The following is a 26742-nucleotide window of genomic DNA, read 5'->3' on the forward strand; positions in this document are numbered from 1 at the left end:
CCCGGGTTGGTCAAGCGCGCTGTGCCTCAGCGCTCAAGATCGGTTTCGACGGATCTGTCGTACCCGGGCATGTGCGGCTGATGCGCCTTGACCGGGCACGTCACCAGCACCTGATGTTCCCCACCGTCATCTGACAATTGCAGCGCGTCCTGGCCCAGCAGCTCACCATCCAGCAGGATCGCGAGCGTGGTGGTCGTGCCCGGGCGCACGTCGATATGGTAGGTCGTCGCGCCATAGCGGTAGTGCATCGTATACCCGGGCCAGCCCGGCGCCAGCAGCGGTTCGATATGCAACGAAGTCCCAACCCGCTGCAAGCCGAGCAATGATTCGACGATGAAGCGGTACGTCCAGCCGGCCGACCCGGTGTACCAGGTCCAACCCCCACGGCCGGCATGGGGCGGCGTGCCATAGACGTCGGCAGCCATGACGTAGGGCTCGACCTTGTAGGTATCGAGCCGCTTGGCTACTTCAGCGCCCGCGGGGTTGATCATGTTGAGCAACCGCCAGGCCCTGGCGTTGTCGCCAAGCTCGGCGAACGCCATGCCGGCCCAGACCGCGGCATGGGTGTATTGGCCGCCATTTTCCCGCACGCCCGGCACATAGCCCTTGATATAACCGGGCTCGAGCACGCCTGCGTCGAAGGGCGGATCGAGCAGCAGGACCGCACCTGTGTCAGGCCGTACCAGATGCTTCTCGACTGAATCCATGGCCGTGCGGCGCCGGGTTTGCGAAGCGGCACCCGAGAGTACCGACCAGCTTTGCGAGATCGAGTCGATGCGGCATTCGTCGTTGTTGGCCGAGCCCAGGACCTTGCCGTCGTCAAACCAGGCGCGCCGGTACCATGCACCGTCCCAGGCGTGCTCCTCCAGGCTGGCCTGCAGCAAGGCGGCCTGCTGGGAGCAACGTTGTGCGAAAACCGGGTCGCCATGCAATTGGGCCGTGATCGCAAACTGCTGCAGGACATCAAAGCCGAAGAAGCCCAGCCACACGCTTTCCCCAAGGCCGAGATGGCCGACCCGGTTCATGCCGTCGTTCCAGTCGCCCGTGCCGATCAAGGGCAGGCCGTGGCTGCCGCGCTGCAGGCTGTGTTCGATGGCGCGTACACAGTGTTGATAGAGGCTTTCTTCGAGGTGCGATTTGCCCGGCAGGTCGTAATAGGACTCTTCCCCGGCATTGAGCGGGCGGCCTTCAAGGTAACCCACGGGTTCGGCCAGCACGCTGAGGTCGGCAGTGACATTGACATAGTGGCTGGTCGCCAGGGCCAGCCACAGATAATCGTCCGAACAGCCACTGCGCACGCCCCGATCCAGCGGCGGGTGCCACCAGTGTTGCACGTCGCCTTCGGCATATTGATGGGCGGCACACAGCAACAGATGACCACGCACCCTGGCAGGGTCGGCATGGATCATTGCCATGCTGTCTTGCAGTTGATCGCGAAAACCGATGGCCCCGCCCGACTGATAGTAGCCACTGCGGGCCTGGAAGCGACAGGCGATCACCTGGTACATCAGCCAGCCATTGACCATGACATCGATGCTCGGGTCGGGGGTCTGGATCCGGATCACGCCCAGCTGCGAACGCCAATGCTCGCGTACTGCTTTGAGTTCTGCGGTTGCCGCTCCCAGGCCCCGGTATTGTTGAACCAGGCGCAAGGCTGACGCCGTATCCCTGGCTGCACCGAGGCGGAACACCACGTCCTGGTCATCGCCGCTGTCGAGGTCGAGGGCTACCTGTATCGCCGCGCAAGGATCGAAGCCACCACCGGTACGGCCCGACAGGCGTGCCTGTTGTAATCCGGCAGGTGCCTTGAGGCTGCCATTGCGGCCGATGAACTCGGAGCGATCGCCGCTGATGCTGGTGTCGGTCGAGTCGGTATCGAGGAACGCCACCCGATCGCAAAACTCGATCGAATAGGCGTTCCTGGCGAAGACGGCGCCGCTGGCGGGGTCGGCTTCCGTCACCACATGCATCGCCGATTTGCTGCGCAAGTCGCCCAGCACCCACTCGACATAGCAGGTCGTCGACAGGCGCCTTGCGCGGCCTGAGCGATTGCGAATCTGCAAGTGCGAGAACTTGATCGAAGCGTCCAGCGCCACGTACACCCACAACTCGGTGTGGATACCGTCTTCATCGTGCTCGAAGACGCTGTAGCCGAAGCCGTGCCGGGTACGGTACGCGCCAGTACCGGGACAAGGCTGTGGCGTCACCGACCAGAAGTGCCCGGTTTCTTCATCACGTACATAGATCGCCTCGCCGCTGGTGTCGGTGATCGGGTCGTTATGCCAGGGGCTCAGGCGAAATTCGTGGGCGTTTTCCATCCAGGTGTAGGCGCCGCCACTTTCGGAAATCACCGTGCCGAAGTGCGGGTTGGCTAACACATTGGCCCATGGCGCCGGCGTCGGCCTGCCCGGCTGCAAGGTCATGACGTACTCGCTGCCATCGGCACTGAAGCCGCCATAGGCGTTGCCCAGGAGCAAACCTTCGACAGCGGGCAGGGTAGTGGCCGCCTTTGCCTGGCGCTTGAGGGTGGGGACCAACGCCGGGTATACCGGGCTGGCGTGACGCCGATGAACCTGCTCGGCAATACCGCCGTTGCCTTCGCTCAGCACCAGGCGCGCCACCGACAGGATCAGCGTGCGATCCTCGTTCGACAACTGCTGTGCCGGACGCACGAAAATGCCTCCGGGATGGTCGATCAGCGAGGCTTCGCTGCCGGACGTCACCACACCCATGATCAAGTCCTGGAGTTGCTGGCGGTAGCCGGCCTGGTCTTCGTTCCAGATGACCAGGTCCACCATCAGCCCCTTTTGCCGCCAGTAGGCATGGGCCTTGACCATCTGGTGGACGAGCTCGATGTTCTCGACAGTGGCGATCTGTAGCAGGACGATGGGCAGGTCGCCGGAGATCGCCTGGCCCCAGAGGCTCGATTGATTGCGCCGATTGGCCATCAATATGCTGTTCTCCGCACGCAACGAAGCATTGGCGTAGAGGATCGAGGCGGCCATCTGTTCAAACAGGCGGGCATCTTCCTGCGATGCATTGAGTTGGCGCAGCAACACCTGGCTGTGGGTCCATGCCAGGTCGAAGACGCGATCGGCGAGGTGCCGGTCGCGGTATTTATTGATCAGGTACAGGCAGCCCTCACGGCTGTCCGCGATGCCGGTCACCAGGTCGATGGTCGCCGTTTGTCCGGGCTCCAGGGCGATACGGCAGCGGATGGCCACGATCGGGTCAAGCACCGAGCCTGCGGTGCCGGACAACTGCTCGACATTGCCATCGAGCGCTGCCGGTGCGGCAACGTTGCGTCCGCGGCCGATGAATCGCGCTCGATCGGTCTCGTAGGAAATGGCGTCGATGTCCGCGCCATGGACGGCCAGCAGGTGGCACATCCAGGGCACGGCTTCCTCACTGGAGCGCCGTCTGCGGGTGCAGACGATGGCCTGCAGCGCCGGCAGCAGTTCGGTCTGTACGAACAGGTTGCTGAAGGCCGGGTGAAGGGCATCACTGATTGCTGGCGCCAGTACCACCTCGGCGTAGGTGGTGATCTCCACGCTACGTCGTACGCGGCCGCGGTTGGTGATGTGCAGCCTGCGCAGTTCGATATCGTCTTCGGGGGACACGACGATCTCGGTGTGCGTATCGAAGTCGAGCTCGCGAACACGAAACTCGGCCCGGGCATCGCTGAAAATCGCCTCATGGCTTTCTGGCCGGTGCAGGGTCGGCTGGTGGGCCGAGGACCAGAATGTGCCGCTGCTGACATCGCGCAGGTAGCAGAACATGCCCCAATTGTCGCGGGTCGCGTCTTCATGCCAGCGGGTCACGGCGATGTCGTTGCAGCGGCTGTAACCGCCGCCGGCACTGCTGAGCATGACGTGGTAATGGCCGTTGGAGAGAAGCTGGACGGCGGGGCGCTTGCGCCCGGGATCGGCGAACACGCGCAGCCTGGTTTCCTGCGTTTGTGCGTCTTGCGCAGTGGCCAGCGCCTGGGCTGCATGCAGATAGGGCGCGGCGGTTTTCGGTACGCGTTCCTGCAGCAGCAAGACCGTCGCCTGGAATGCCGGGATCGATTCGAAACGACGCTGCATGGGCCGGTTCAGCAGCAGGCTGGTCAAGGCCAGCAGGCTCATGCCCTGATGGTGCGCCATGAACGAGCGCACCAACGCATAGCGTTGGCCGCGTGGCAGGCGCGCCTCGGTATAGTCGACCGCTTCGTACAGGCCATAGCGGCCGGCCGCCCCCTGGGCAGCCAGGCGTTGCAGGTTGTGGCAGGCCGCTTGCGGCTCGACCATCAGCGCCAGGGCGCTGGCGTACGGCGCAATCACGGTATCCTCGGCCAACCCGCGCTTGAGGCCAAGGCCAGGAACACCGAATGCCCGATACTGATAATTGAAGTGAGCGTCGAGGGTGTTGTAACCCGACTCGGACACGCCCCAGGGGATGCCCAACTGGTTGCCGTGCTCGATCTGCAAGGCGACGGCCGCGCGGCAGGTCTGCTCCAGCAGCGTACCTTCATAGCTGGGCATGATCAGGTTTGGCATCAGGTACTCAAACATTGAGCCGGACCAGGAAAGCAGTACCGGCACCCCACGATTGTTGCTGAGCAAGCGTCCAAGGGTGAACCAGGCCTGTTGCGGCAGCTGGCCCTGGGCGATGACCACGAAATTGGTCAGGCGCACCTCTGACGCGAGCAGGTCGTAATAGCCGTTGTCCAGCCGGCGTTCGTCGGCGTTGTAGCCTATCGAGAAGAGGTCGCGTTGAGCATCGTAGAGGAACGTGAAGTCCATGCTGGCCAATGACGCCGACAACTCGGCCATATGCTCAAGGTGGCTGATTCGTGCCCGAGCCAGGCGTTGTACCGTCTGCACTTGCGCCTGATCGGCGGGCAGCCACAGCGTGCAATCGAGCTCGGCCATTTGCCGCAGGCTGATTGTCGGTGTCGGCGCCTTGGCCTGGGCAGGTGCCGGCGGCAGCTCGAAGCGCAGTCGTTCTGCCCGCAGATCCGCGCACTGCGCCTGTAATGCCTGCAGCCAGTAGTGGGCTTCTTCAGCAGAGGTGGCTGCAGTGTCGATTGCCAGGGCATCCGCCAGATCGAGCAATTGCAGAAGGTTGTCCGGGATCGCCGACTCCACCTTCGCGCGCAGTTCAATCACGGCACGGTCATCGAGGTCCGCGTCCTGTAGCGCCTGCTGCAGCACATCCAGGGTGTCGCCCAGACCACCAAGAGTGCGTTGATCGAACAGAGGCGTGTCGACCAAGCCCAGCAGCCCCGGCCGCAGGGTGAGCAGCATGCCCGCCAGGTTGCCGCTGTCCACGGTGGATATATACCGAGGCGCCATCGGCTGCAGTGTCCCGGTGTCGTACCAGTTGTAGAAGTGCCCATGCTGACGCTCCAGGCCGGCCATGCACTCAAGCGTTGCATTGATGCGTTCCAGCAAGCGGCCGGTGCTCAAATAGCCGAAATCGTGGGCCGCCAGGTGCGAGAGCAAGGCCATGCCCATGTTGGTCGGTGAGGTCCGGTGGGCAATGGTTGGCGTGGGTATCTCCTGGACGTTGTCCGGCGGCAACCAGTTGTCCTCAGGGCCCATGTAGCGATCGAAGAACGCCCAGGTCTGGCGTGACAGCATGCGCAGGAAACGCAGGTCTTGAATTGACGGATCGAACCCCGCCGGTGTTGTCGGCAGGCTGATCCACCAGGCAATCGCCGGGCTCGCCAGCCACACCAGCAGCAAAGGTGCCGCCAGTGCGAGTACGGCGAGGGAGGGGAGCAGGGCAACGAATAGAAGCAGCGCAAGCGCAGGGGCAATCCACATGCCTTTATACATGCCGGACAACGTGTTGCTGCTGGAGCGCTCCACCTCACGAGAAGGTTGCCATTGCAGCAGGCGGCGTTTGCTGATGAGCATGCGCCACAGTGAGCGGCCAATCGCATCGAAGCTCAACAACGCATCGGAGGGCAACCAGACAATCGACAACAGCGCACGCATGAAATGCTGGCCCGAGGTCCGTAATGCCGCGCTCAGGTGTTGCCCCCATGGAATATCGGCAGCTTTCTGTACCAACGCCAGTACCGACTGCAGTAAGGGCTGGAGAAATACCAGGATGACCACCGCCAATGTCCAGGAGACGGCCTCGTTCGACCCCAGCCAGCCCCACGCCAGCATGGCCAGAAAGGCGCCCGGCTCCAGGCTGCGGCGCAGATTGTCAAAAATCTTCCAGCGGGCCAGATTGCTGAGGCGATTGGGCGCAAATCCTCCCTGGGGTTTCGGTGCCCATGGCAAGGCCCAGTACAGCACCTGCCAGTCTCCGCGAATCCAGCGGTGTCGGCGTTTGGCATCGGCGCTGTAGCGCGATGGGTATTCTTCATACAGTTGTACATCGCTGAGCAGCCCGCAACGGGCGTAGCAGCCTTCGATCAAGTCATGGCTGAGGATACGGTTGTCGGGCAGGCAGCCTTCGAGTGCCTGTTCGAAGGCGTCGACGGCATAGATGCCCTTGCCGATGAAGGAACCATTCTGGAACAGATCTTGATAAACATCGGAGACGGCGCGGGTATAGGGGTCGATCCCCGCATCGCTGCCAAACAGGCGGGCGTAGGTCGAGCGTGCCGTGCTCGGCAGGCTGATGCCCACGCGTGGCTGGAGGATGGCGTAACCGCTGACGATCTTGCCGCTCTGTTCATCGAATACCGGATGGTTGAGCGGGTGCATCATGGTACCGATGCACTGACGCGCGACGTCCCGTGGCAGCAAGGTATCGGTGTCCAGGGTGATGACGAAGCGCACCGATCTCAGTGGCGCGACATCACCGACGATCAATGCAAAGCGCTCTTGCCCCTTGCCACGCAGCAACGCGTTGAGCTCGGCGAGCTTGCCACGCTTGCGCTCATGCCCCATCCATACCCGCTCGGTAGAGCTCCAGTGCCTGGGCCTGTGCAGCAGGAAGAACCGGTCGTCCTGGCCATCGGCATATTTGTGGTTGAGCGCCTCGATCAGTTGACGCGCCAGTGCGAGCAGTTCGGCGTCCTCGGGCATCACCTCGGCAGGGGCGTCCATGAAGTCACTGAGCAGCGCAAAATGCAGGTTGGCATCGCGGTTGGCCAGGAATCGCACTTCCAGGCCTTCGGCCAGGGCCTCGATGTCGGGGGCGTTGGCAAACAGCGTAGGCACCGCCACCAGTGTCCGCGCCTCGGCCGGTATGCCCTCGCTGTAATCCAGGCGGGGCAGTAGCGACGGGGCTACCGTGAGGGTCACCAGCCAGTTGACCAGCCCTATCGCCAGGCGGCTGGTCATCAATAGTGCGGGCACGGCGAGCAGCACCAGGCACCAGGCTGGCGTGCCGCTGTGATAGGCGCTGCTGAGAAATGGCCAGGCCAGCAGCAGTGTCAGCAGCAATCCAGGGCACAGGTAGAACTTCAACGGGGCGCTCTGCAGCAGCCGCTTCCAGCGTTGGAGCAGCGGCACGCTGGCGTGCAGTGCCTGCTCCAGGCTGAGCAACCCGTCAGCCACCAGGTAATAGCCCACGTGCCCGCTCAAATGGCCCGCGGTCTGTGGGGTGCTGGCCTTTTCGATGGCAGCTTCTGCCACCTTGGTTTCAGACTGCACGCAATGCCGGGAGAGGCGTTCGACCACATGACGGTAACGATCGCGGGTGGCAAAGTCCATGTTGGCGTAGATGCCTGCCGGGTCCGTGCACAATACCTGTTCGACATGACTGAGCAGCTCGACGAACTCGCGCCAGTCGGTCGCCGCCAGCAAGCGCAAGCTGGCGATGCTGTTGCTGATGGACACCTGGTCACCGGATTGCTGCTGGGCATCCATTTGCACCAGGCGTTCGACGGTAAGGCCGGACTCACCGAGCGTCTGTTCTATCCACGCCAGGGGCAATATCAGCGCGGCGCTTTGCCCATGCAGGCGGCGGGCCAGTTCTGCAACGAATGAAGGGGTCATCGGCGGTGCCGATCGCGCCATGTCGGCCACGGTCAAGACCACGCTCTTGGCGTCGCGCTCGGCCATTTCGATCAATCGATCGGCCCAGTCATCGGCAAGGTTACGGTCGTCCCGGTTGGCCATGACCCGGGATGCTACGCGACGCAGGTTCTCGATCAGCGCCAGGCGCAGCATGATCGGGATGGCCCATAGTTCGCCCAGGGCCAACGGCGTGATGGTCTGATAAGAGGCGATGAAACAATCCAGGCTTGGCGCGTCGACCCGGCCATCGCCGTGAGCGATGGTTTCCAGGGCGATGTCATAGACCCGCGGCAGGCCTGCCGAAGGGCCTTCGGCCAGGCGTGGCAGCTCGCGGCTATAGCCGTCGGGCAGGTGGGTCCTGGCGGTGCGGATGTTTTCTTCGATGAGGTAGAAGTTGTCCAGCAACCATTCCGCCGCCGGGGTAGGGCGGCGGCTGGACAGTTGCACGGTCTTGAGCGCTGCGCAGCTACGTTCCAGCAGCAGCTGGTTGTCCGTCAGGCGGCCGAGCAAGGCGTCCTTTCTGGAGAGACGCCCGAGCACATGTTGGTGAGCCAGTACGATACCGTGGTCGGCCATCTGCTGCGCATTGAACAGGTCAGAGCGCAGGATGGGCTCGTACTCGAATTTGTGCCGCGCGGCACTCCACCTGGCCCAGATGGCCGGTGAGCGCCAAAGGCTGGACAGTGTGCGAGTCAGGATATTTTCCATGAAATCCTTCGTACGATCCGCGCAGGGCAGGTCGCATGTGGAATGAAGGCGGTTCTACGCCAGGCTAGGTGTGCGGGCATTGCGCCGCCGGGCGCAGCATTCCACTGACGAGTCTGGGTTATTCAGGAGGATGAAGTCTGTTCGGTAGCGAACATAGGCAGCGCTGGAGGCAGGTATCTTCAATTGCGATACCTCATAACGAGGCACGCGATTGGCGTGTGCCGTACAGGGATCATTAATGTTGCCATTTGCCCAATCCATCGATTTGGAACGGAAGTCATATGCGGTATCGACGTCTTGACCTGAACCTGCTGGTGGCCCTGGACGCCTTGCTGAGCGAATGCAGCGTCAGCAGGGCCGCTGAACGATTGTGCCTGGGCCAGTCAGCGACCAGTTCGGCACTTGGCCGCTTGCGCGAGCATTTCAATGATCCGTTGCTGGTTCAGGTCGGGCGGCGGCTGGAGCCCACTGCCTTGGGGCTTGAGTTGTTGCCCAAGGTGCATGAAGCCCTGGCCCTGACGCGGGAGATCATCGATGCGCCGGTGAGTTTCGACCCGGGCACCTGTACTCGGCAATTTACCCTGGTGGCCTCCGACTACGTGGCCGGGGTGCTGTTGCCAGCGGTCAGTCTTGAGTTGGCGCGCGTCGCGCCGGGTGTGCGTTTGACCTTGCGGGACTTGCCCGTGCCGCGCGATGGTGACGTGGTCAGCGAAGCGCTCGACTATCGTCGCAGTGATTGTGTGATTGTGCCGCAGCGCCGCTTGAATCCTGCTTACCCCCATGTGCCGTTGATGAGTGACCAGCTGTGTTGCATCGTCTGCGCGCAGCATCCGCAATTCGCCGAGGGTTTGAGCCTGACCCACTATTGCGCCGCCGAACATGTGGTCCGTGAGTTTGCCGATGGCAGAAACCTGGCGATGGATGCCATGCACCTTCATGAGTTGGGCGTTCATCGGCGAGTGGCAGTGGCCCTTGAAAGCTTTGCGTTGATGCCGGAGTTCATCGTCGGTACCGCGCGAATCGCCACTGTGTTTCGCCGGCAAGCGCAGCGTTTTGCCCAGCGTTACCCGCTGCGCATTCACCCCGCACCGCTGGCCTTTCCCGAGGCCATGCAGGTTCTGCAATGGCACCCGTATCAGGAGCGAGATCCGGCGCTGATGTGGTTTCGCGGCCTGTTGTTGGAGCAGGCCGCATCGCTTGATCACCCCGCCGGCTGATCGCCGGTATCGGCCACCAGACCGGCCTCGTCGATTGCCTGCACGGCGCAGCGTTCGTCATTGTCCGAGGTGTCGCCGCTGATGCCGATCGCACCCAGAATCACCCCCTCGGTATTGCGAATCAGCACACCGCCCGCCACCGGAATGACTTCGCCACCGGTCAAGCTGTTGATCGCATCGAAGAACGCCGGCATGGCCTGCGCACGTCGTGCCAGTTCGCGACCGCCAAAGCCCATACCCAGGCAGCCGCGGGCTTTGCCGGTAGCGATTTGCGGGCGAAGGAAACTGGCCTGTTCATCGCGCAGGACCGCCAGTGGATGACCCGCCGCATCCAGAACGACGGCGGCCAGGGGTTTGATCCCGGTTTCTTGAGCGATCCGGATCGCGCTGCTCGCGATGTGGTTGGCCGTGAGCAGATCGAGCTTGTGCATGGTATCGATCCTCATACGGCCCACTTGCCCAATTGGGCAACACGGTCGCGGGTATAGAGATCCGTCCACTTCAACGAGTTGAAATCGGACACTTGCTTGGAGTTGTAGGGGCTGCGTTCCGTGCGCACCGGCTGACCGGCCTTGTACACGGCCTTGAGGCGCGAGCGGTCCTGGAGGATGCGGATGTCGTGCAACGGCGAGCCGTCGACCAACAGGAAGTCCGCCTGCTTGCCCACTTCCAGGGAGCCGATGGTCTCACCGCGCGGCATGCAGCGCGCACCGACGGCCGTGGCGGCATACAAGGCTTCGGCGGGCGTGAAGCCCAGGCGCGTGACCAGCAGTTCCAGCTCGCGAGCGTGCCACTCGCCGTAAGGCGTCACGGCAAAACCGCTGTCGCTGCCACAGGCGAAAGGCACGCCAGCGGCCTTGGCGCGCTTGAGCACCGCCGAACCGACTTCCAGCGTACGCGCGCAGTAACCGGCGTAGCCGGTGCTGATGGCCGGGTCGTGGGGCTGACAAAAGTCCACGGTGTTCTGCGGGAAGGTCATGGTTGGTGCGAGGATACTGCCGGCTTCGAGCAAGGCCTCGATACAGGCGTCGTCCATGTAAAAGGCGTGGAACACTAGATCGACCCCGGCGCGTGCGGCGTACATCACCGCCTCACGACCATAGGCATGGGTCGCCACTTTGCAGCCCAGTCGATGGGCTTCTTCGACCATCTCATAAGTTTCTTCGGCGGTGAACGCCGCGATGATTTCGCCGTTCGGGCGGCGGTGGGTACCGTCCATGGCGATCTTGATCAGGTCGACGCCATCCTTCGCCTGCTTGCGGATTTCGGCCAATGCTTCGCTGCGGCTGGTGACCAGGCGCGCGGTGAAATATTCCGGCGCACCGACGCGGCTGGGAAACCAGTCGTTGAGGCTCTGCCGATTGGTGATGACCCGGCTGCTGGCGGCGATGCGCGGGCCCTCGAACAGCCCCGCAGTGATCGCATTGCGCACCGCGATGCTGAGCTGGCCGCTATCGCCCGGGCAAACCATGCTGGTCACGCCAGCAGCCAGCACATGCTGGGCGAAGAACATGCCGCGCAGCGCGCGGAATTCGTCACTGGTCCAGATATCGATGTCTTCTTCGCTCTGCGCGTTGCCGAAGGCCAGATGGGTATGCACGTCCACCAGACCCGGCATGACAAAGTTATCGCCGGCGTCCAGAACGCTGTCACCCGGTTGTGGCTGCGGTGCCAGGGCCGTCGGGCCGACATACGTCAGCAGGCCGTTTTCCACGATCAGCGTCTGCTGTTGACGGGTTTGCAGGCCAGTACCGTCGAACAGGGTCTGGCATTTGAGGTGCAGGGCATTCATGGCGTTTTTCACTTTGCTGATTGTTATGCAAAGCGAGGCTAGGGCGCCGCCATGGATGCCACCAGCAACTTGCATCAATGCCCGCGTATTGATGGCGTCGATAGGTGCTCAATCCGCGGCGGCCTGACAGCCGACCTGGCTTTGGCAGATGTCCCCAATCCCCTATGGGAGCGGGCTTGCCCGCGATGGTCGTTAACGATAACGCGGGTTGTCTGAAAGAACGCGTCGCCCAGGCGTTTTTCGCGAGCAGGCTCGCTCGCACAATTGACCGCGTTCCCCTTTAGGAGCTGTCGAGTGCAACGAGGCTGCGATCTTTTGATTGTTCAAAGCAAGATCGCAGCCTGCGGCAGCCCCTACAGGCCGCCTTGTTTTTGCCAACAGCAGCGGTGGCCGGTCAAGCCGTATGGCCACCCAGGGTTTCGGCGATCCAGTCGGCGATGTAGTGCCCTGCGTTGATGCTGTTATCGAAGCTGGAATGCTGCACGCCACCTTCGCGTTCGGTGAAGATCTTCAGTTCCCGCTTGGGGCTGTTGACCAGTTGCTCGTAAGTACGCTGTGCCCACTTCAGCGGAATCTGTGAGTCCTTTTCACCATGAGTCACCAGGAAAGGCACCTTGATGCGATCCAACACACCGTCCAGATGTACGTTCTCGGCGATCGCCATGAACTCATCCATGTCTTTTGCACCCCACACCCACTGCACGTGCGCCCAGTAGTGCGGTACCGGGAAGCTGCCTTCTTTTTCCAGGCGACGCTTTTGTACATCGCGCCAGTCATGGTTCGCGCCCCACACCACACCGCAGGCAAACCGCGGCTCGAAGGCCACTGCGCGCGGGCAGTAATAACCGCCGAGTGAGACGCCCTCCAGGCCGATGCGCTGGGCATCCACATCGCTTCGGGTTTCCAGCCAGTCGACCACGCGGCTGGCCCAGTGCTCGCTGTCGAAACGGGCAATCAGGTGATGCAGGCGCAGTGCTTCACCCGTTCCAGGCTGGTCAATGATCAGTGAAGAGATGCCGCGTTTTGCCAGCCAGGCCGGCAGGCCGACGCGGTATTTCATTTCCTTGGTCGAATCCAGTCCGTTGACCTGCACCAGGATCGGCGCCGGGCCGGTCACGCCTTCGGCACGCACCAGCAAACCGGAAATATGCTTGCCCTCGTAGGGGATTTCAACGCGTTCGCAGTTCTCCCGCGACAGTTCGATACCGCGTTTGAAGGTCTGCAAAAAGCGCTGGTACAGCTCGCTGCGACCCGGCGCGCCATGGGCCTGCAAGCGCTCGCAGGTGAGGTAATAGGTGGCGGCGCGGTTGTACTTTTCGCCGGCGGACAGCAGCCGGCCATTGCCTTCGTCTTCCTCGGCCAGGCCACAGAGTTTGTCGGCCATCTTCGCCCAGGTTTCGCGGAACGCCTTGGTGCCAGCGGCGTCAGGCTGCTGGGCGGCTTCCTGCAGTGGCGCGCACATCTCTTCGATTTCGCCCATGCGGGCGCCCATTTCGATGGCCAGGTCGACAGAGAGATTCCACACGTAGTTGGTCGGGAAATAACGGAACATGATTGTTGTTGTCCTTGTGGTTGCCTTGAGCGTTCCCAAGGCACGTTAAGGACGCCCCGGTTAATTGACCAATCGCGACTCGGGATGAGAGGTATCGCGAGCGGCGATATGATCGCGGTCCAGATGCTGGATGAATTCGCTGATGCGCTCGCGCAGCCAGCGGTGCATCGAATCGCCGTCCACGCTGCGGTGCCAGAGCATGACCTCGCGCATGACCGGAATCTTCACCGGTGGATTGAGGATGCGCAGCGGCAGGTGCTCGGCATACAACCGCGCCAGGCGCTGGTGCATGGTGGCGATGCGTTGGGTGCCAACTACCAGCTGCGGCAGGGTATTGAAGTCGTTGGTGATGACTTCGATACGGCGGTTGAAACCGTACTGGTTCATGAACCACTCTTCGATGCTCAAGTGCCGCGTGCGACCAAAACCGACGGAGACATGGCCCATGTCCATGTACTGCTCGAGGGTCAGGCTGTCGCCGACCCGGGTGTTGCCGTCCCACACCACGCAAACGTGTTCTTCCTCGAACAGCAGCTTGTGGGGGTGGCCGTCGATGATGTAGCGCTCAGGCACGATCATCAGGTCGACCTCGCCGCGAATCAGCAACTCACCGGAATTGTCGCCGGGGCCAAGCATCTCGAAGGTGATGTTCGGGGCTTCCTGATGGATCTTTTGAATCACCTGGGCAAACAGCACGCTGATCAGGTAATCCGAAGTCACCAGGCGGAAGTGGCGTTTGCTGGTGGTAGGGTCGAACACCGGCTTGGCGGTGATCGAGGATTGAATCGTCAGCAGTACTTCACGGATCGGTTTGGCGAGCTCCTGGGCATAGGGCGTGGGTTGCATCTTGCGCCCGACCTGCACCAGCAGTTCGTCTTCGAAATAACTGCGCAGACGCCCGAGCACGCCACTGGTTGCAGACTGCGTCATGTGCAGGCGTTCGGCGGCACGAGTGATGTTCTGCTCTTCGAGCAACACATCGAGTGCCACCAGCAGATTGAGATCCAGGTGGTTGAAACGCATCGGGCAAGTCCGCTGTTGTATTTATTTTCACGATACATTCCGGTGAATTCATCGTCCCGTCAACCCCGTCTTGACGTCGTCATCCCGCGCACTCAGGTATCGCGTTTGCCGATAGGTCGCATCCCCACTCGCGATTAGTCAGCTGCCACACCGCACGTCAATCTTCGCCGCAGTCGGACCTCTGGCCGACACCACCACCGGATTCCATGTATCGCCGATCGGCCTTGTCGAGCGCTCGGCAGCAGTCTCCGGATCATAATTTCAACGGAGTGGTAGCCATGAACATCATTGGCCTTGATGCCCTGATCTTTGGCGTCGATGACATCCAAGCCTGTACCGATTGCCTGCGTGACTACGGCCTTGCGCCGATTGACGTCGACAGCCATGGCGGGCGCTTCGAAGCACTGGACGGCACGGCCGTGATCATTCGCCGTGCGGACGATCCGACCTTGCCGGCTGCCATCGGCCCGGCACCGTCGATTCGCGAAACCGTCTACGGGGTTGCCAGCGCGGCTGACCTGGACGCCATCGAAGACGAATTGGCCCGAGACCGTCAGGTCTCCCGGGAAAACGGCGTGCTGCACAGCGTCGACGACATGGGCTTCGCGATCGCTTTCCAGGTGACCGTGCGCAAGGCGTACAACGCCCCGGAGGACCTCACCAACGCCGCCGGCCATGCGCCGCAACGCCCGCTGAATCAGCCTGGCATTACTTTGGACATGAGCGCCGTGCCGCGCACCTTGTCCCACGTGGTGTATTTCGTCCCCGATGCGGCCAGGGCCGAAGCGTTCTATGCCGAACGCCTGGGCTTTCGGACCACGGACACCTTTATCGGCGCCGGGCCGTTCATGCGCCCGGCCGGTTCCGATGATCACCATTGCCTGTTCATGATCCAGACCCCGCCGCACATGAAGGGCTGCGAGCACTTCACGTTTCACATGGGCAGTGGCACCGAAGTGCTGTTGGCCGGCACGCGTTTCGAGCAAAAGGGCTGGACCAGTTTCTGGGGACCTGGCCGTCACCTCTTTGGCTCCAACTGGTTCTGGTACTTCAACAGTCCGCTGGGTTGCCACATCGAATACGACGCCGACATGGACAAACACGATGACGCCTGGGAGGCCCGTCGCGCGCCGTTGGCGGCGGATAACTCGCAGCTGTTCCTGTTCAACTCGAAAGCAAAATGGGCACCCGGCGGCCCGCCACCCAAGCAGGGTTGAGTGCGGATCTCAGCCATGAGCCACAGCGATTTTCCCCTGTGCCGGATGGATGAACTGGTGGAAGGGCAGGCGCGCGGGTTCGATCCATTCCAGCGCGGCAGGGACAGTGTTTTTGCCCTGGTGCACGAGGGACAGCTGCGGATCTATCGCAACAGTTGCCCGCATCTGAACGTACGCCTGGAGTACCGCAAGGACCGTTTTTTATCCGCCGACGGCCAGTTGATCGTCTGTTACGCCCACGGTGCGCAGTTCCTGCCGAGCACGGGTGAATGCGTCTACGGCCCCTGTCTGGGCCAGAAGCTGGAGGCGTTGCCGTGGCGTGTGGAAGAGGGCTGGCTGGTGCTGCAAATGCCCGGCATTCGGGTAGCGCCGCCCGCCGTCGAGGTATCGCGTTTGGAGATACATCGCATCCCTACTCGCGATTAGTCAAATTCCTGCTTTGTCGGGAAGCTGGACCCAACGACGCAGTGCCCGGCGCTGCATCGAATCACAAGAATAAAAGTGAGAAAGCCATGAGTGCAGTGAACAAAGTTCTGATCGTGGGCGGTGGCATTGGTGGCTTGTGTGCGGCCATCGCACTGCGGCGCAAGGGCATTGAAGTCGATCTGGTCGAGCTCAAGTCAGAGTGGACGGTGTACGGCGTCGGGATCATCCAGCAAAGCAACGTGGTCCGCGAGATGGCCAAGCTGGGTGTGCTGGACGGTTATCTCGATGCGGCGTATGCCTTTGAAGACGTCGCCATTTATGGCCCGGCCGGTCAGCAACTGGCGCGCATCCCGGGTCAACGCCTGGCTGGGCCTGCGTACCCGGCCAACGTCGGCATCTCGCGCCTGGCGCTGCACAAGGTCCTCAGCGAAACGGCCCTGGAACTGGGCGCCCAGGTACGCCTGGGCCTCAGCGTGGAATCCCTGGACGACAACGGCGACAACGTCGATGTGCTGTTCACCGATGGCAGCAGCGCTGTCTATGACCTGGTGATCGGCGCCGACGGATTGTTCTCCAAGGTTCGCGATTTGCTCTTCGGCGACATCTACACGCCTCGGTTCACCGGGCAGTCGGTGTGGCGCTATAACTTTCCGCGCGCGCCGCAAATCGACCACCTCGCCAACTACCAGAGTGCCGAAGGCAATGCCGGCCTGGTGCCGCTGGCCGGTGACCTGATGTACCTGTTCCTCACGTCCCACGAGCCGTCCAACCCGTGGATGGACCCCGCGACCCTAGCTGAGCAGATGCGTCAGCGCTTGCAGGGTTTTACCGGCCTCATCGGTGAGCTGCGCGAACAAATCACCGACAGCAGCCAGGTGGTCTACAAGCCGATGGAAGTGGTCTTCGTCGACGAACCCTGGTATCGCGGCCGCGTGCTGCTGATCGGCGACGCCGCCCACGCGACCACGCCGCACCTCGGCCAGGGGGCCGGCATGGCCATTGAAGATGCCATCGTGCTCAGTGAAGAACTGACCCGCGACGGCAGCGTCGAGCAACAGCTGCAACGCTTCATGGCTCGCCGTTTCGAGCGCTGCAAATACATCAGCGAAAGCTCGGTGCTGGCCGGCGACAAGGAAATGCAGCACGACCGCGAGTTCGACCGCATTGGCCTGGTCAAACAGATGCTCGCGCTGACGGCCGAGCCCATCTGATTCACCCACAGCAGTTACCACTATAAAAACAAGAGGTTAACGCGATGGTTAGTTCCACGACTGCGACGCTTGCGCGCCGCCCGGTCAGCACGTCTGCACCCTTTGCTTTCAGTCTGGCCGCGGCGTTGGTGCTGTGCAGCCAAGTGGCCCAGGCCTTTTCGGTGGATACCGGCAATCCGGATTTCAACCTGCGTTGGGACAACACGGTCAAATACAGCGCCGCCTGGCGCACTCAGAATCCCAGCAGCAAACTGACCGAGGGCCAGGTGGCACTCAACCAGGACGACGGCGACCGGGCCTTCAAGAAGGGCTTGATCTCCAACCGCACGGACATCCTTTCCGAGCTGGACATGTCGTTCAAAAACGTCGGCGCGCGCCTCAGTGGCGCCGCCTGGTACGACACCGAATACCAGCAGGACAACGATAACGACGACCCGGCACGGGCCAACGCCCGTTCCGTGGCCTACGACGAATTCACCGACGACACGCGCCATCTGCATGGCGGTAAAGGCGAATTGCTCGACGCGTTCGTGTACTGGAATGGCGAGCTGGCCGATCACGCCACGTCCGTGCGCGCCGGGCGCCACGGCTTGATCTGGGGTGAGAGCCTGTTCTTCGGAGCTAACGGCATTGCTGGAGGCATGGCGCCGGTCGACGTGGTGAAGGCGCAGTCCGTACCCAACACCCAGTTCAAGGAAATCACCCGTCCGGTCAACCAGCTGTCGGGGACCTTTCAACTGACCGACGACGTGTCGCTCGGCGCCTTCTACCAGCTGGAATGGGAAGAGACCCGCCTGCCGGCTGCCGGCAGTTACTTCTCCACCAGCGACACCATTGGTGAAGGCAATGAGCGCTTAATCGTGGGGGCACCGTTTCCCGCGTTCCTCGGTGGCAACGCCAACAGCCCGGCGGCGTTCTTCCATGGCAATGACAAGGAAGCGAAAAGTTCGGGGCAGGGGGGCCTGCAGTTGAAGTACAGCGCAGAAACGGTCGAGTACGGCCTGTATGCGATCCAGTACCACGACAAAACCCCCAAGCTGTACCTCAAGCCCTCCACCGGCACACCGAACTTCAGCACTGGCCAGATCGGCGAATACTACTGGGTGTACCCGGAAGACATTCGCGCCTTTGGTACCAGTTTTTCCACCACGGTCGATGAATACAGCTTCGCCGGTGAAGCTTCGATGCGCTGGAACATGCCGCTGGTTTCCAACGGCCAGACTGTCCTGCCTGGCGTGGTTGCCGACAACGATGACGACGCCCTGTACGCGGTCGGCCGTACTGCCCACGTCAACCTCAACGTCCTGGCCTCGTTCGGGCCGAACTTCCTTGCCAGGGAATCGGGACTGGTCGGTGAGATCGCCTGGAACCGACTGCTGAGCGTCACCAAGAACCGCGCCGCCCTTGACCCCAATGCCACCGACGACGGCCTCGGCTTCAAGGTGGTCTACACCCCGACCTACCGCCAGTTTTTTTCCGGCATCGATATCAGCTTCCCTGTCGGCCTGAGCTATTTCCCGTTGGGCAAATCGGCCGTTGTCAGCTCCTTCGGCCCGGACAACGGCGGCGATATGAACATCGGTATCACCGCGACCTACCTGGATCGCGTCACCGCCGGCCTGACCTACACACATTACTACGGCGCCGAGGACACCAACCTCAACGCCGCCAGCCAGTTCAATTACAAGCAATCGCTGAAAGACCGGGACTACCTGGCTTTCTCCGTCAAGACCACGTTTTAAGAGGACTTGCGCATGACTCATAACAAAAAAACCGCAGCCTTCACCCTCAAGGCTCTGGGCTTTGCACTGCTCGGCAGCCTGGCGATCTGCAGCCAGATGACGCTGGCGGCGACGGCGGAAGACGCCGCCAAGCTGTCGAAGAACCTCACGCCGTTCGGTGCCGAGCGTGCCGGCAATGCCGACGGCTCCATTCCTGCCTGGGATGGTGGTTACACCAAGGTCGATCCTTCATTCAAGGAAGGCGGCAAGCGTTCCGATCCGTTCGCCGCTGACAAGCCGCTGTTCAGCATTACCTCGAAAAACCTTGCGCAATACGCCGGCAAACTCAGTGACGGCACCAAGGAAATGTTCAAGCGTTTCCCGGACACCTATCGCATCGATGTGTACCCGACCCGCCGCACAGCCGCCGCGCCGCAGTGGGTGTATGACAACACGCTGAAAAACGCCACCCGCGCCAAACTGGTCGACAGCAGCGCCGGCCCCGTCCCCGAAGGCGCCTTTGGCGGCATCCCGTTCCCGATCCCGCAGAACGGCGCCGAAGCCATGTGGAACCACGTGCTGAATTGGCGCGGTACCTCGGTGTCGATGCATTTTCGTCACTACCTGATGACCGCCGATGGCAAGCAGGTCATGACCACAGACGGCCAGGCCATCCAGGAGATGCCGTATTACTACCAGGACGGTTCGCCGGAGTCTTTTGCCGGTGACTACTGGCTGTTCCGTCTGCTCAACGTCGGGCCACCGTTGCGCGCCGGCGAGCAGATCATGGGTCGCACCAACATCAACGGCGACCTATCCCAGGCGCACGTTTACCTGACCGGGCAGCGCCGGGTGCGCAAGCTGCCGAATGCCTGCTGCGATACGCCGACACCGGCGACTGCCGGGGTGATGTCGTTCGACGAATTGAGCGTGTTCCAGGGCCGCATGGACCGCTTCAACTGGAAGCTGGTGGGCAAGCAGGAGATGTACATCCCCTACAACACCAACAAGGTGCAAACCGCCGCCAAACCTGAAGACCTGTTCCTCGCTCACCACATGAACCCGGACTACGTGCGCTGGGAATTGCACCGGGTGTGGGTGGTCGAGGCCGATCTGGCACCGGGCAAGCGTCACCAGTTGCCGAAGGGCCGCTACTACCTCGATGAAGACACCTGGCAAGCCATGCTGGGCGATCGCTGGGACGCCAACGGCCAACTGGCCAAGACCCTGTGGTCGTTGCCAGCGGTACTCCCGGACCTGCCCGCGCAAGCGCAATTGTCCTCGGGCTTCTACGACCTGACCTCCGGTGCCTGGTTTATCCAGAACGTCTACACCGGCCAGCCAGAGCAGTACGGCGTGGTGGATCGCTACCGGGCCTCCGAGTTTTCGCCGGCTGCGATGGCGGGTGCCGGGGTTCGTTGAGATAGACGGTGAGACAGGCGTTGATACAGACCGGATCGCGGCTCGCGCAGCGTGATCCGGTTTCAAACGGTTTTTCGAGGTCGGTATGAACAGATTCTGTCAGGTGGTTGGTCGACTGATGTGGCTTATGGCAGTGCCTGTGGCGTTGCCGTTGAGCCTGGCGCATGCCGAGGCGGTAGGCGACGCACTGAACACCCCGGCGATGCAGGCACCGCAAGCGAAATCCGCGGTACTGCTGGACCTGGCCCGTGCGGGTGCGCGGCTGGTGGCGGTGGGGGAGCGGGGCATCGTGCTGCTTTCCGATGACAACGGGGCAAGCTGGCGTCAGGCGCAGGTGCCGGTGTCGGTCAGCCTGTCGGCCGTGCAGTTTGTCGATGCCAACACCGGCTGGGCGGTCGGGCACGCCGGTGTCGTGCTGGTTTCCCGCGACGGTGGTGAACACTGGAGCGTGCAACTGGACGGCTTGCGTGCTGCGCAACTTGAGTTGGCCGCCGCCAAAAAGCAACTGCCTTCTGCCAACGACCAGGATGCCGCCGCCGCGCGTGTGCAGATGGCGGAACGGCTTGCCGGGGAGGGCGCAGACAAGCCGTTTCTCGCCCTGCAATTCGTCGATGGCCAACACGGCCTGATCGTGGGGGCGTACGGCCTGGCTTTTCGCACCGAAGATGGCGGCGCTACCTGGCAATCCATCATGGGGCAAATCGACAACCCGATGGGCGCGCACCTGTCCGCCATCGCTCAACAGGGAGAGCACTGGTTCCTGGCCGGCGAGCAGGGCTACCTCGCTCGCTCGAACGATGGCGGCAAGTCATTCATGCAGCTGGAAAGCCCTTACACGGGGAGCTTTTTCACCCTGCAAGTGCGCGATGACGGTGTCTTGCTGGTGGCCGGCTTGAAGGGCAATGCGTTTGCCTCCAGCGACCTGGGCGAGCGCTTCCAGCCTGCGCGGGTGTCGATGCCGGTGTCTTTCAGCGATGCGATCCGCACCGATGACGGCCAGTTGCTGCTGGTCAATCAGAGCGGTGCCTTGTTTCGCACCAACAACCAGCCCGGCGCATTGCTCCAGCCCTACGGCAAACCGCTTGGCAAGCCCGTTGCCAGTGTTATCCAGGCCGCCGATGGCAGCCTGACGCTGGCTGGTTTCACTGGGTTGACGCGCGTATCGCCGTCAATCGCTACCGCTTCGGAGTGAGGTTATGAAGTCTTTCGACAACGCCACGGCAAGCCTGGCGAGTTTCGATCCACGCTCCGGTTCAGTGGTGGAACGCACACTGTTCAACCACCGCCTGTGGGTGCTGTTGGTGTGTGTGCTGACCACCCTGGTGCTCGGGTATCAAGCCACCCGCATCGAGCTCAATGCCAGCTTCGAAAAGATGATCCCCACACAGCAGCCCTACATTGCCAACTACCTTGAGCACCAGAAACAGCTCACGGGTCTGGGCAACGCCCTGCGCATTGTGGTGGCCAACCGGCACGGCGATATCTACGACGCCGAGTACCTCAAGACCCTGCAGGCCATGAACGACAGACTCTATCTGCTGCCGGGTGTCGACCGGGCCTACATGAAGTCGCTCTGGACACCCGCCACGCGCTGGGTCGCCGTAACCGAAGACGGCCTCGACGGCGGCCCGGTGATCCCGGATGACTACAGCGGCACTGCCGCCAACCTCGATGCACTGCGGCGCAATGTGCAGCGCTCCAATGAACTCGGGCAGTTGGTGGCGTTCGACCAGACCTCGAGCATCATCTACGTGCCGTTGCTGGCCACCACCGCTGACGGCAAACCGCTGGATTACGCGGTGTTGTCCGAGCAACTGGAGACGCTGCGTAGCACCTATCAAAGCGCCAACATCGACATCCACATCACCGGTTTCGCGAAAAAGGTCGGCGACCTGATTGCCGGTCTGAAGCAGATCCTGCTGTTCTTCGCCGTCGCGATCCTGATCACCACCGCCGTGCTTTTCTGGTACACACGCTGCCTGCGCAGTACCGTGCTGGTGGTGCTGTGCTCGCTGGTGGCGGTGGTCTGGCAGCTCGGTTTGCTGCCATTGCTGGACTATCAACTGGATCCGTATTCGGTGCTGGTGCCGTTCCTGGTGTTTGCCATTGGCATGAGCCACGGCGCGCAGAAAATGAATGGCATCATGCAGGACATCGGTCGTGGCATGCACCGGGTGGTGGCTGCGCGCTTTACCTTTCGCCGATTGTTTCTCGCCGGGCTGACGGCGCTACTGTGCGATGCCGTGGGTTTTGCGGTGCTGATGCTGATCAAGATCCAGGTCATTCAAGACCTCGCGGTGATCGCCAGCATTGGCGTGGCGGTGTTGATCTTCACCAACCTGATCCTGTTGCCGGTGTTGCTCTCGTATGTCGGCGTCACGCCACGGGCGGCGCAACTGAGCCTCAAGAGCGAACAGGCCGAGCAAACGGGGCAGACGCGCCATGCCTTCTGGCGTTTTCTCGACCTGTTCACCCATCGGCGCTGGGCCAGCCTGTGCATCGCCATCAGCCTTGCGTTGGCCGCTGTGGGTTTTCTGGTCAGCCTGCAATTGAAAATCGGCGACCTCGACGCCGGCGCGCCGGAGTTGCGTGCGGACTCGCGCTACAACCAGGACGATGCCTTTCTGACCCGTCACTACGGCGCCAGCAGCGACCTGTTCGCGGTCATGGTGAAAACCCCTGCCAGCAGTTGCGCACGCTACGACATTCTCGCCAAGGTCGACGCCCTGGACTGGCAACTGCGTGCCTTGCCGGGCGTGGATTCGACCAACTCGCTGGCGTTGCTGAACCGACGCATGCTGGTCGGCCTCAGTGAAGGCAACCCGAAGTGGTATGAGCTGCAGAACAACCAGGCGATGCTCAACATGATCACCGCCAGCGCGCCACGCGGGTTGTACAACGAGGACTGCAGCCTGTTGACCCTGTACGCCTACCTCACCGACCACAAGGCCGAGACGCTCACCCGCCTGGTCGAGCACGTGGAAAAATTTGCCGCGGCGAACAACACAGGCGAAGTGCAATTCCTGCTGGCCGCCGGTAACGCCGGTATCGAGGCGGCGACCAATATCGTGGTCAAGCAAGCCAACCGCGAGATGCTCGTCTGGGTCTACGCCGCGGTAATTGTGTTGTGCCTGATCACCTTCCGCTCCTGGCGCGCGACGCTGTGCGCGGTGATTCCGCTGATGCTGACTTCGATCCTCTGCGAAGCCTTGATGGTCTGGCTGAACATCGGAGTGAAAGTCGCCACGCTGCCGGTGATCGCCTTGGGCGTGGGCATCGGTGTCGACTATGCGCTGTACGTGATGAGCATCCTCCTGGGGCATCTGCGCCAAGGTGCAAGCCTGTCCGATGCCTATTACCGCGCGCTGGTTTCCACCGGCAAGGTGGTGATGCTGACCGGCATCACCCTGGCCATCGGCGTCGCGACCTGGACGTTTTCACCGATCAAGTTCCAGGCCGACATGGGCGTGCTGCTGGCCTTCATGTTCGTCTGGAACATGGTCGGTGCATTGGTGTTGCTGCCGGCGCTGGCGTACTTCCTGTTACCCGCACGCAGCGAGGCGCAGGGTGCCGTCGTGCCGATGACGTCAGCCAACGTGGCGGGGTCTGAGTCAGTGGTTATTGCCGACGTTCATCAGCTGCGCATCAAGGAGCTTTGCCATGGTCGCTAATTCCCCCGTAGAAAAGGTCGCCCGACAAGCGGGCTTGGCGCAATCGCTGTTGTTGCTGCTGGGCAGCTGTTTGCCGGTGCTGGGCGCGGTGTTGCTGGCCCCGGTATTGCCACGGATGCAGGCACATTTTGCCGATGTGCCCGGCAGCGCCGTGCTGGTGCCTGTCGTGTTGACCTTGCCGGCATTGGTGATCGCCTTGCTGGCGCCGTTCGCCGGGCTGATCGCCGATCGCCTGGGGCGCAAGCCGTTGCTGCTGGCCAGCATGTTGCTGTACGTACTCTGCGGCGTGCTGCCGCTCTGGCTCGACTCGCTACCGGCGATCGTGCTGAGCCGTGCGGGCATCGGATTGGCCGAGGCGGGCATCATGACCTGCTGCACCACGCTGATGGGCGACTACTACAGCGGCGCCAAGCGTGAACGTCTGTTTGCCTTGCAGATGGTCGCCACGTCGTTGTCGGCGGCGGTGTTTATCGCGCTGGGTGGTTTCCTTGGGCAAAACGACTGGCGTACGCCGTTTGCGTTGTACGCCGTAGGCCTGGTTTTTCTGCCACTGATGGCCTGGAAGCTTTGGGAGCCGCAGGCTCGCCCGCAGCCTGAGCAACCAACGCAGCTTCTACCGGCAGGAAAGTTTCCCTGGCGCGCGCTCACGCCGATGTATGTGCTGTCGCTGTTGGCGGGCTTGAGCCTGTTCATCGTGCCGGTACAGGCCGGTTACCTGCTCAACCTGCTGCACGTGGATGCCCCGCAACAAATCGGCATGACCATGGGCGCCAATCAACTGGGCGTGCTCATCGGTGCGTTGAGTTTTCGTTTGTTCAGCGGGATGCGTGGGCAACACATGCTGCTGATCGCCTACGCGCTGGCGGGCATCGGCGGTTTGTTGATGGCGGGCGCCTTGAGCCATGTGCAGGTCGTGGTCGCAGTGATGATCAACGGCCTGGGCATCGGCCTGATGCTGCCGACGCTGATCACCTGGATCATGGCGCAAGTCAATTTCCATCAACGCGGGCGGGCGGCGGGGTGTTTTACCGCGGCCATCTTCGCCGGCGAATTTATCAGCCCCCTGGTGGTTCTCGGCGTGACCGGTGGCGTCGTCACCGCGCTACCCCATGCCTTGACCATTGTGGGTTCGCTGCAACTGTTGGTGGCAGTGTTTTGTCTGGCCGTGCCCCGCCTCGGTGGCCTGCTGCCCCACGCGAATGTTGTTGTCGGTAGCACCACCATCGGCGACGGAAACTGAACGAGGATTTTCCATGCAAGCGCTTCCTGAATTCAAACGAGTGGTCACCGGTCACGATCAACAGGGCCAGGCGATCGTCGCCAGCAACGGGCCAACGCCGAACGTGTTCCCGCTGGCGTCGGTGCCGGGCACTGTGTTTCATGAGCTGTGGAACAGCAGCACCAGCCCGGCGTTACTCGACAACGCCAGCGATCCCAGCAGCAAACCCTTGCAACTGAGCCCCGGGCCACAGGGCAGCGTGATTCGGGTGGTGGATATCCCACCGGACAGCGTGCAGAACCAGGTCAGCGCTGAAGAGGCCGCGGCAGCGTTCGCCGAAATTGGCCAGTCCCACGCCGGCACCGGCCAGGCCAACTCCAGGCACAAATTGATGCACCGCACCGAGACCCTCGACTACGGCATCGTCACCGAGGGGGAAGTGTGGCTGGTGCTGGATGAGCAGGAGGTGCACCTCAAGCGCGGCGACGTCGTGGTGCAACGCGGCACCAACCACGCCTGGAGCAACCGCACCGAAGCGATGGCGCGCATGGTCTTCATTCTGCTCGACGGGCGCTTCGCCGCTGAGTTGAGCCCTGAGCAAGGAGCATCGGCATGAAACTCGCCACCCTGAAAAACGCCAGTCGTGATGGTCAGCTCGTCGTGGTCTCGCGGGACCTCGCCTGGGCACTGGATGCCAGTTCCGTGGCGCCCACCTTGCAGCAGGCCATAGAAAACTGGAGCAGCAGCGAACCGCGCTTGCAGGCGCTGTCGCAGCAGTTGAATGCGGGCGCGGCGACGGATGCCTTTGCCTTCGACCCAGGCCAGGCCATGGCACCCTTGCCGCGCGCCTATCAGTGGTGTGACGGCTCGGCATTCCTCAGTCACGGTGCGCTGATGCAGAAAGCCTTCAACCTTGATCCCATCGACGGCGTCGAACACACGCCGCTGATGTACCAGGGTGCCGGTGACGATTTCATTGGCCCGCGCGACGACATTGCGCTGCCGAGCGAGAGCCAGGGCATCGACTTTGAAGGTGAGTTCGTGGTGCTGGTGGATGACGTACCGATGGGTTGCGACCCACAACAGGCGCTGCAGCACATCAAGCTGGTTCTGCAAATCAACGACGTCAGTTTGCGCGCCCTGGCCCCGCGGGAAATGCGCACGGGCTTCGGCTTCTTGCAGGCCAAGCCCTCATCCAGCTTCGCTCCGCTGGCCATTACCCCGGACGAGCTGGGCGATGCCTGGCATGACGGGCGGGTGCATCTGCCGTTGCAGGTGCACTGGAATGGCCAATGGTTCGGTCAGCCCCACGGCGGGCAGATGAACTTCGATTTTGGCCAGTTGATCGCCCATGCTGCACTGACTCGCAGGCTGCGCGCGGGCACGCTGATCGGCTCCGGTACGGTCTCGAATGCCGAGCGCAGTGCGGGCTCGGCCTGCATTGCCGAGCGTCGCGCGATCGAGATGATTGAACACGGTGCCGCACACACCGGCTTCATGCGCTTTGGTGACCGCGTGCACATGGATGTTCTGGACAGCGATGGCCAATCGTTGTTCGGCGCGATCGATCAATGTGTCGTTCAGGCCCGGGGCTGA

The 26742-nt window shown here is 62.3% G+C and carries 16 protein-coding genes; 11 read left to right on the top strand and 5 right to left on the bottom strand.

Annotated features, from left to right (window positions below; all coding sequences use genetic code 11):
- Positions 1–26: 26 nt before the first annotated feature.
- Positions 27–8675 carry a GH36-type glycosyl hydrolase domain-containing protein gene (locus ACIO0C_RS08410; RefSeq protein ID WP_401310203.1) on the bottom strand — a complete coding sequence of 2883 codons (8649 nt, stop codon included), beginning with the start codon at positions 8673–8675 and terminating at the stop codon, positions 27–29.
- A 281-nt stretch (positions 8676–8956) separates the two neighbouring features.
- On the opposite strand from ACIO0C_RS08410, the gene ACIO0C_RS08415 reads away from it, so the two are divergent.
- Positions 8957–9892, top strand: a complete 936-nt coding sequence (locus ACIO0C_RS08415; protein ID WP_401310206.1) for a LysR family transcriptional regulator — start codon at positions 8957–8959, stop codon at positions 9890–9892.
- Here ACIO0C_RS08415 and ACIO0C_RS08420 read toward each other — a convergent pair.
- The 4 genes from ACIO0C_RS08420 to ACIO0C_RS08435 all read right to left on the bottom strand — a co-directional run bounded on the left by ACIO0C_RS08420 (position 9877) and on the right by ACIO0C_RS08435 (position 14259).
- Positions 9877–10323 carry a heme-binding protein gene (locus ACIO0C_RS08420; protein ID WP_401310209.1) on the bottom strand — a complete coding sequence of 149 codons (447 nt, stop codon included), beginning with the start codon at positions 10321–10323 and terminating at the stop codon, positions 9877–9879. The genes ACIO0C_RS08415 and ACIO0C_RS08420 overlap by 16 nt on opposite strands.
- Positions 10324–10334: 11 nt before the next feature.
- Positions 10335–11684, bottom strand: coding sequence for an amidohydrolase family protein (locus tag ACIO0C_RS08425; protein ID WP_401310212.1), 1350 nt, complete (start codon positions 11682–11684; stop codon positions 10335–10337).
- Between the two features lie 394 nt (positions 11685–12078).
- Entirely contained in the window at positions 12079–13236 is a 1158-nt protein-coding gene (locus ACIO0C_RS08430) for an alpha/beta hydrolase family protein (RefSeq protein WP_401310214.1), read from the bottom strand.
- 60 nt (positions 13237–13296) lie between these two features.
- The gene (locus ACIO0C_RS08435) at positions 13297–14259 is read right to left on the bottom strand and encodes a LysR substrate-binding domain-containing protein (RefSeq protein ID WP_401310217.1); all 963 of its coding nucleotides are present in this window, start codon (positions 14257–14259) and stop codon (positions 13297–13299) included.
- Positions 14260–14537: 278 nt separating this feature from the next.
- Here ACIO0C_RS08435 and ACIO0C_RS08440 point away from each other — a divergent pair, with 278 nt between their 5' ends.
- The 10 genes from ACIO0C_RS08440 (at position 14538) to ACIO0C_RS08485 (ending at position 26742) form a co-directional block, all read left to right on the top strand.
- On the top strand, positions 14538–15476 hold the full coding sequence (locus ACIO0C_RS08440; protein WP_401310220.1) for a VOC family protein: 939 nt from the start codon (positions 14538–14540) through the stop codon (positions 15474–15476).
- Positions 15477–15491: 15 nt separating this feature from the next.
- Entirely contained in the window at positions 15492–15902 is a 411-nt protein-coding gene (locus ACIO0C_RS08445; protein WP_401310223.1) for a Rieske (2Fe-2S) protein, read from the top strand.
- 86 nt (positions 15903–15988) lie between these two features.
- Positions 15989–17113 carry an FAD-dependent oxidoreductase gene (locus tag ACIO0C_RS08450; protein WP_401310226.1) on the top strand — a complete coding sequence of 375 codons (1125 nt, stop codon included), beginning with the start codon at positions 15989–15991 and terminating at the stop codon, positions 17111–17113.
- 44 nt (positions 17114–17157) lie between these two features.
- Positions 17158–18855: a DUF1302 domain-containing protein gene (locus tag ACIO0C_RS08455; RefSeq protein ID WP_401310228.1), complete on the top strand. Its 1698-nt coding sequence runs from the start codon at positions 17158–17160 to the stop codon at positions 18853–18855.
- Between the two features lie 12 nt (positions 18856–18867).
- Positions 18868–20256 carry a DUF1329 domain-containing protein gene (locus tag ACIO0C_RS08460; protein ID WP_401310230.1) on the top strand — a complete coding sequence of 463 codons (1389 nt, stop codon included), beginning with the start codon at positions 18868–18870 and terminating at the stop codon, positions 20254–20256.
- 85 nt (positions 20257–20341) lie between these two features.
- Positions 20342–21448, top strand: coding sequence for a WD40/YVTN/BNR-like repeat-containing protein (locus ACIO0C_RS08465; RefSeq protein ID WP_401310232.1), 1107 nt, complete (start codon positions 20342–20344; stop codon positions 21446–21448).
- Positions 21449–21452: 4 nt separating this feature from the next.
- Complete coding sequence (locus tag ACIO0C_RS08470; protein WP_401310235.1) at positions 21453–23927, top strand: RND family transporter; 2475 nt, start codon at positions 21453–21455, stop codon at positions 23925–23927.
- Positions 23917–25167, top strand: a complete 1251-nt coding sequence (locus tag ACIO0C_RS08475) for an MFS transporter (protein WP_401310236.1) — start codon at positions 23917–23919, stop codon at positions 25165–25167. The genes ACIO0C_RS08470 and ACIO0C_RS08475 overlap by 11 nt, the downstream gene beginning before the upstream one ends.
- Before the next feature lie 13 nt (positions 25168–25180).
- On the top strand, positions 25181–25762 hold the full coding sequence (locus ACIO0C_RS08480) for a cupin domain-containing protein (protein ID WP_401310239.1): 582 nt from the start codon (positions 25181–25183) through the stop codon (positions 25760–25762).
- Positions 25759–26742: a fumarylacetoacetate hydrolase family protein gene (locus tag ACIO0C_RS08485; protein WP_401310242.1), complete on the top strand. Its 984-nt coding sequence runs from the start codon at positions 25759–25761 to the stop codon at positions 26740–26742. Before ACIO0C_RS08480 ends, ACIO0C_RS08485 begins: the two co-directional genes overlap by 4 nt.

Origin of the sequence: Pseudomonas sp. NPDC087336 (assembly GCF_044744285.1) — a bacterium.
Lineage (GTDB): Bacteria > Pseudomonadota > Gammaproteobacteria > Pseudomonadales > Pseudomonadaceae > Aquipseudomonas.

What these genes read in the sequence shown, in the direction of transcription:
- ACIO0C_RS08410 (WP_401310203.1), bottom strand. Translation starts at nt 8,675, where the DNA reads ATGGAAAATATCCTGACTCGCACACTGTCCAGCCTTTGGCGCTCACCG.
- ACIO0C_RS08415 (WP_401310206.1), top strand. Translation starts at nt 8,957, where the DNA reads ATGCGGTATCGACGTCTTGACCTGAACCTGCTGGTGGCCCTGGACGCC.
- ACIO0C_RS08420 (WP_401310209.1), bottom strand. Translation starts at nt 10,323, where the DNA reads ATGCACAAGCTCGATCTGCTCACGGCCAACCACATCGCGAGCAGCGCG.
- ACIO0C_RS08425 (WP_401310212.1), bottom strand. Translation starts at nt 11,684, where the DNA reads ATGAATGCCCTGCACCTCAAATGCCAGACCCTGTTCGACGGTACTGGC.
- ACIO0C_RS08430 (WP_401310214.1), bottom strand. Translation starts at nt 13,236, where the DNA reads ATGTTCCGTTATTTCCCGACCAACTACGTGTGGAATCTCTCTGTCGAC.
- ACIO0C_RS08435 (WP_401310217.1), bottom strand. Translation starts at nt 14,259, where the DNA reads ATGCGTTTCAACCACCTGGATCTCAATCTGCTGGTGGCACTCGATGTG.
- ACIO0C_RS08440 (WP_401310220.1), top strand. Translation starts at nt 14,538, where the DNA reads ATGAACATCATTGGCCTTGATGCCCTGATCTTTGGCGTCGATGACATC.
- ACIO0C_RS08445 (WP_401310223.1), top strand. Translation starts at nt 15,492, where the DNA reads ATGAGCCACAGCGATTTTCCCCTGTGCCGGATGGATGAACTGGTGGAA.
- ACIO0C_RS08450 (WP_401310226.1), top strand. Translation starts at nt 15,989, where the DNA reads ATGAGTGCAGTGAACAAAGTTCTGATCGTGGGCGGTGGCATTGGTGGC.
- ACIO0C_RS08455 (WP_401310228.1), top strand. Translation starts at nt 17,158, where the DNA reads ATGGTTAGTTCCACGACTGCGACGCTTGCGCGCCGCCCGGTCAGCACG.
- ACIO0C_RS08460 (WP_401310230.1), top strand. Translation starts at nt 18,868, where the DNA reads ATGACTCATAACAAAAAAACCGCAGCCTTCACCCTCAAGGCTCTGGGC.
- ACIO0C_RS08465 (WP_401310232.1), top strand. Translation starts at nt 20,342, where the DNA reads ATGAACAGATTCTGTCAGGTGGTTGGTCGACTGATGTGGCTTATGGCA.
- ACIO0C_RS08470 (WP_401310235.1), top strand. Translation starts at nt 21,453, where the DNA reads ATGAAGTCTTTCGACAACGCCACGGCAAGCCTGGCGAGTTTCGATCCA.
- ACIO0C_RS08475 (WP_401310236.1), top strand. Translation starts at nt 23,917, where the DNA reads ATGGTCGCTAATTCCCCCGTAGAAAAGGTCGCCCGACAAGCGGGCTTG.
- ACIO0C_RS08480 (WP_401310239.1), top strand. Translation starts at nt 25,181, where the DNA reads ATGCAAGCGCTTCCTGAATTCAAACGAGTGGTCACCGGTCACGATCAA.
- ACIO0C_RS08485 (WP_401310242.1), top strand. Translation starts at nt 25,759, where the DNA reads ATGAAACTCGCCACCCTGAAAAACGCCAGTCGTGATGGTCAGCTCGTC.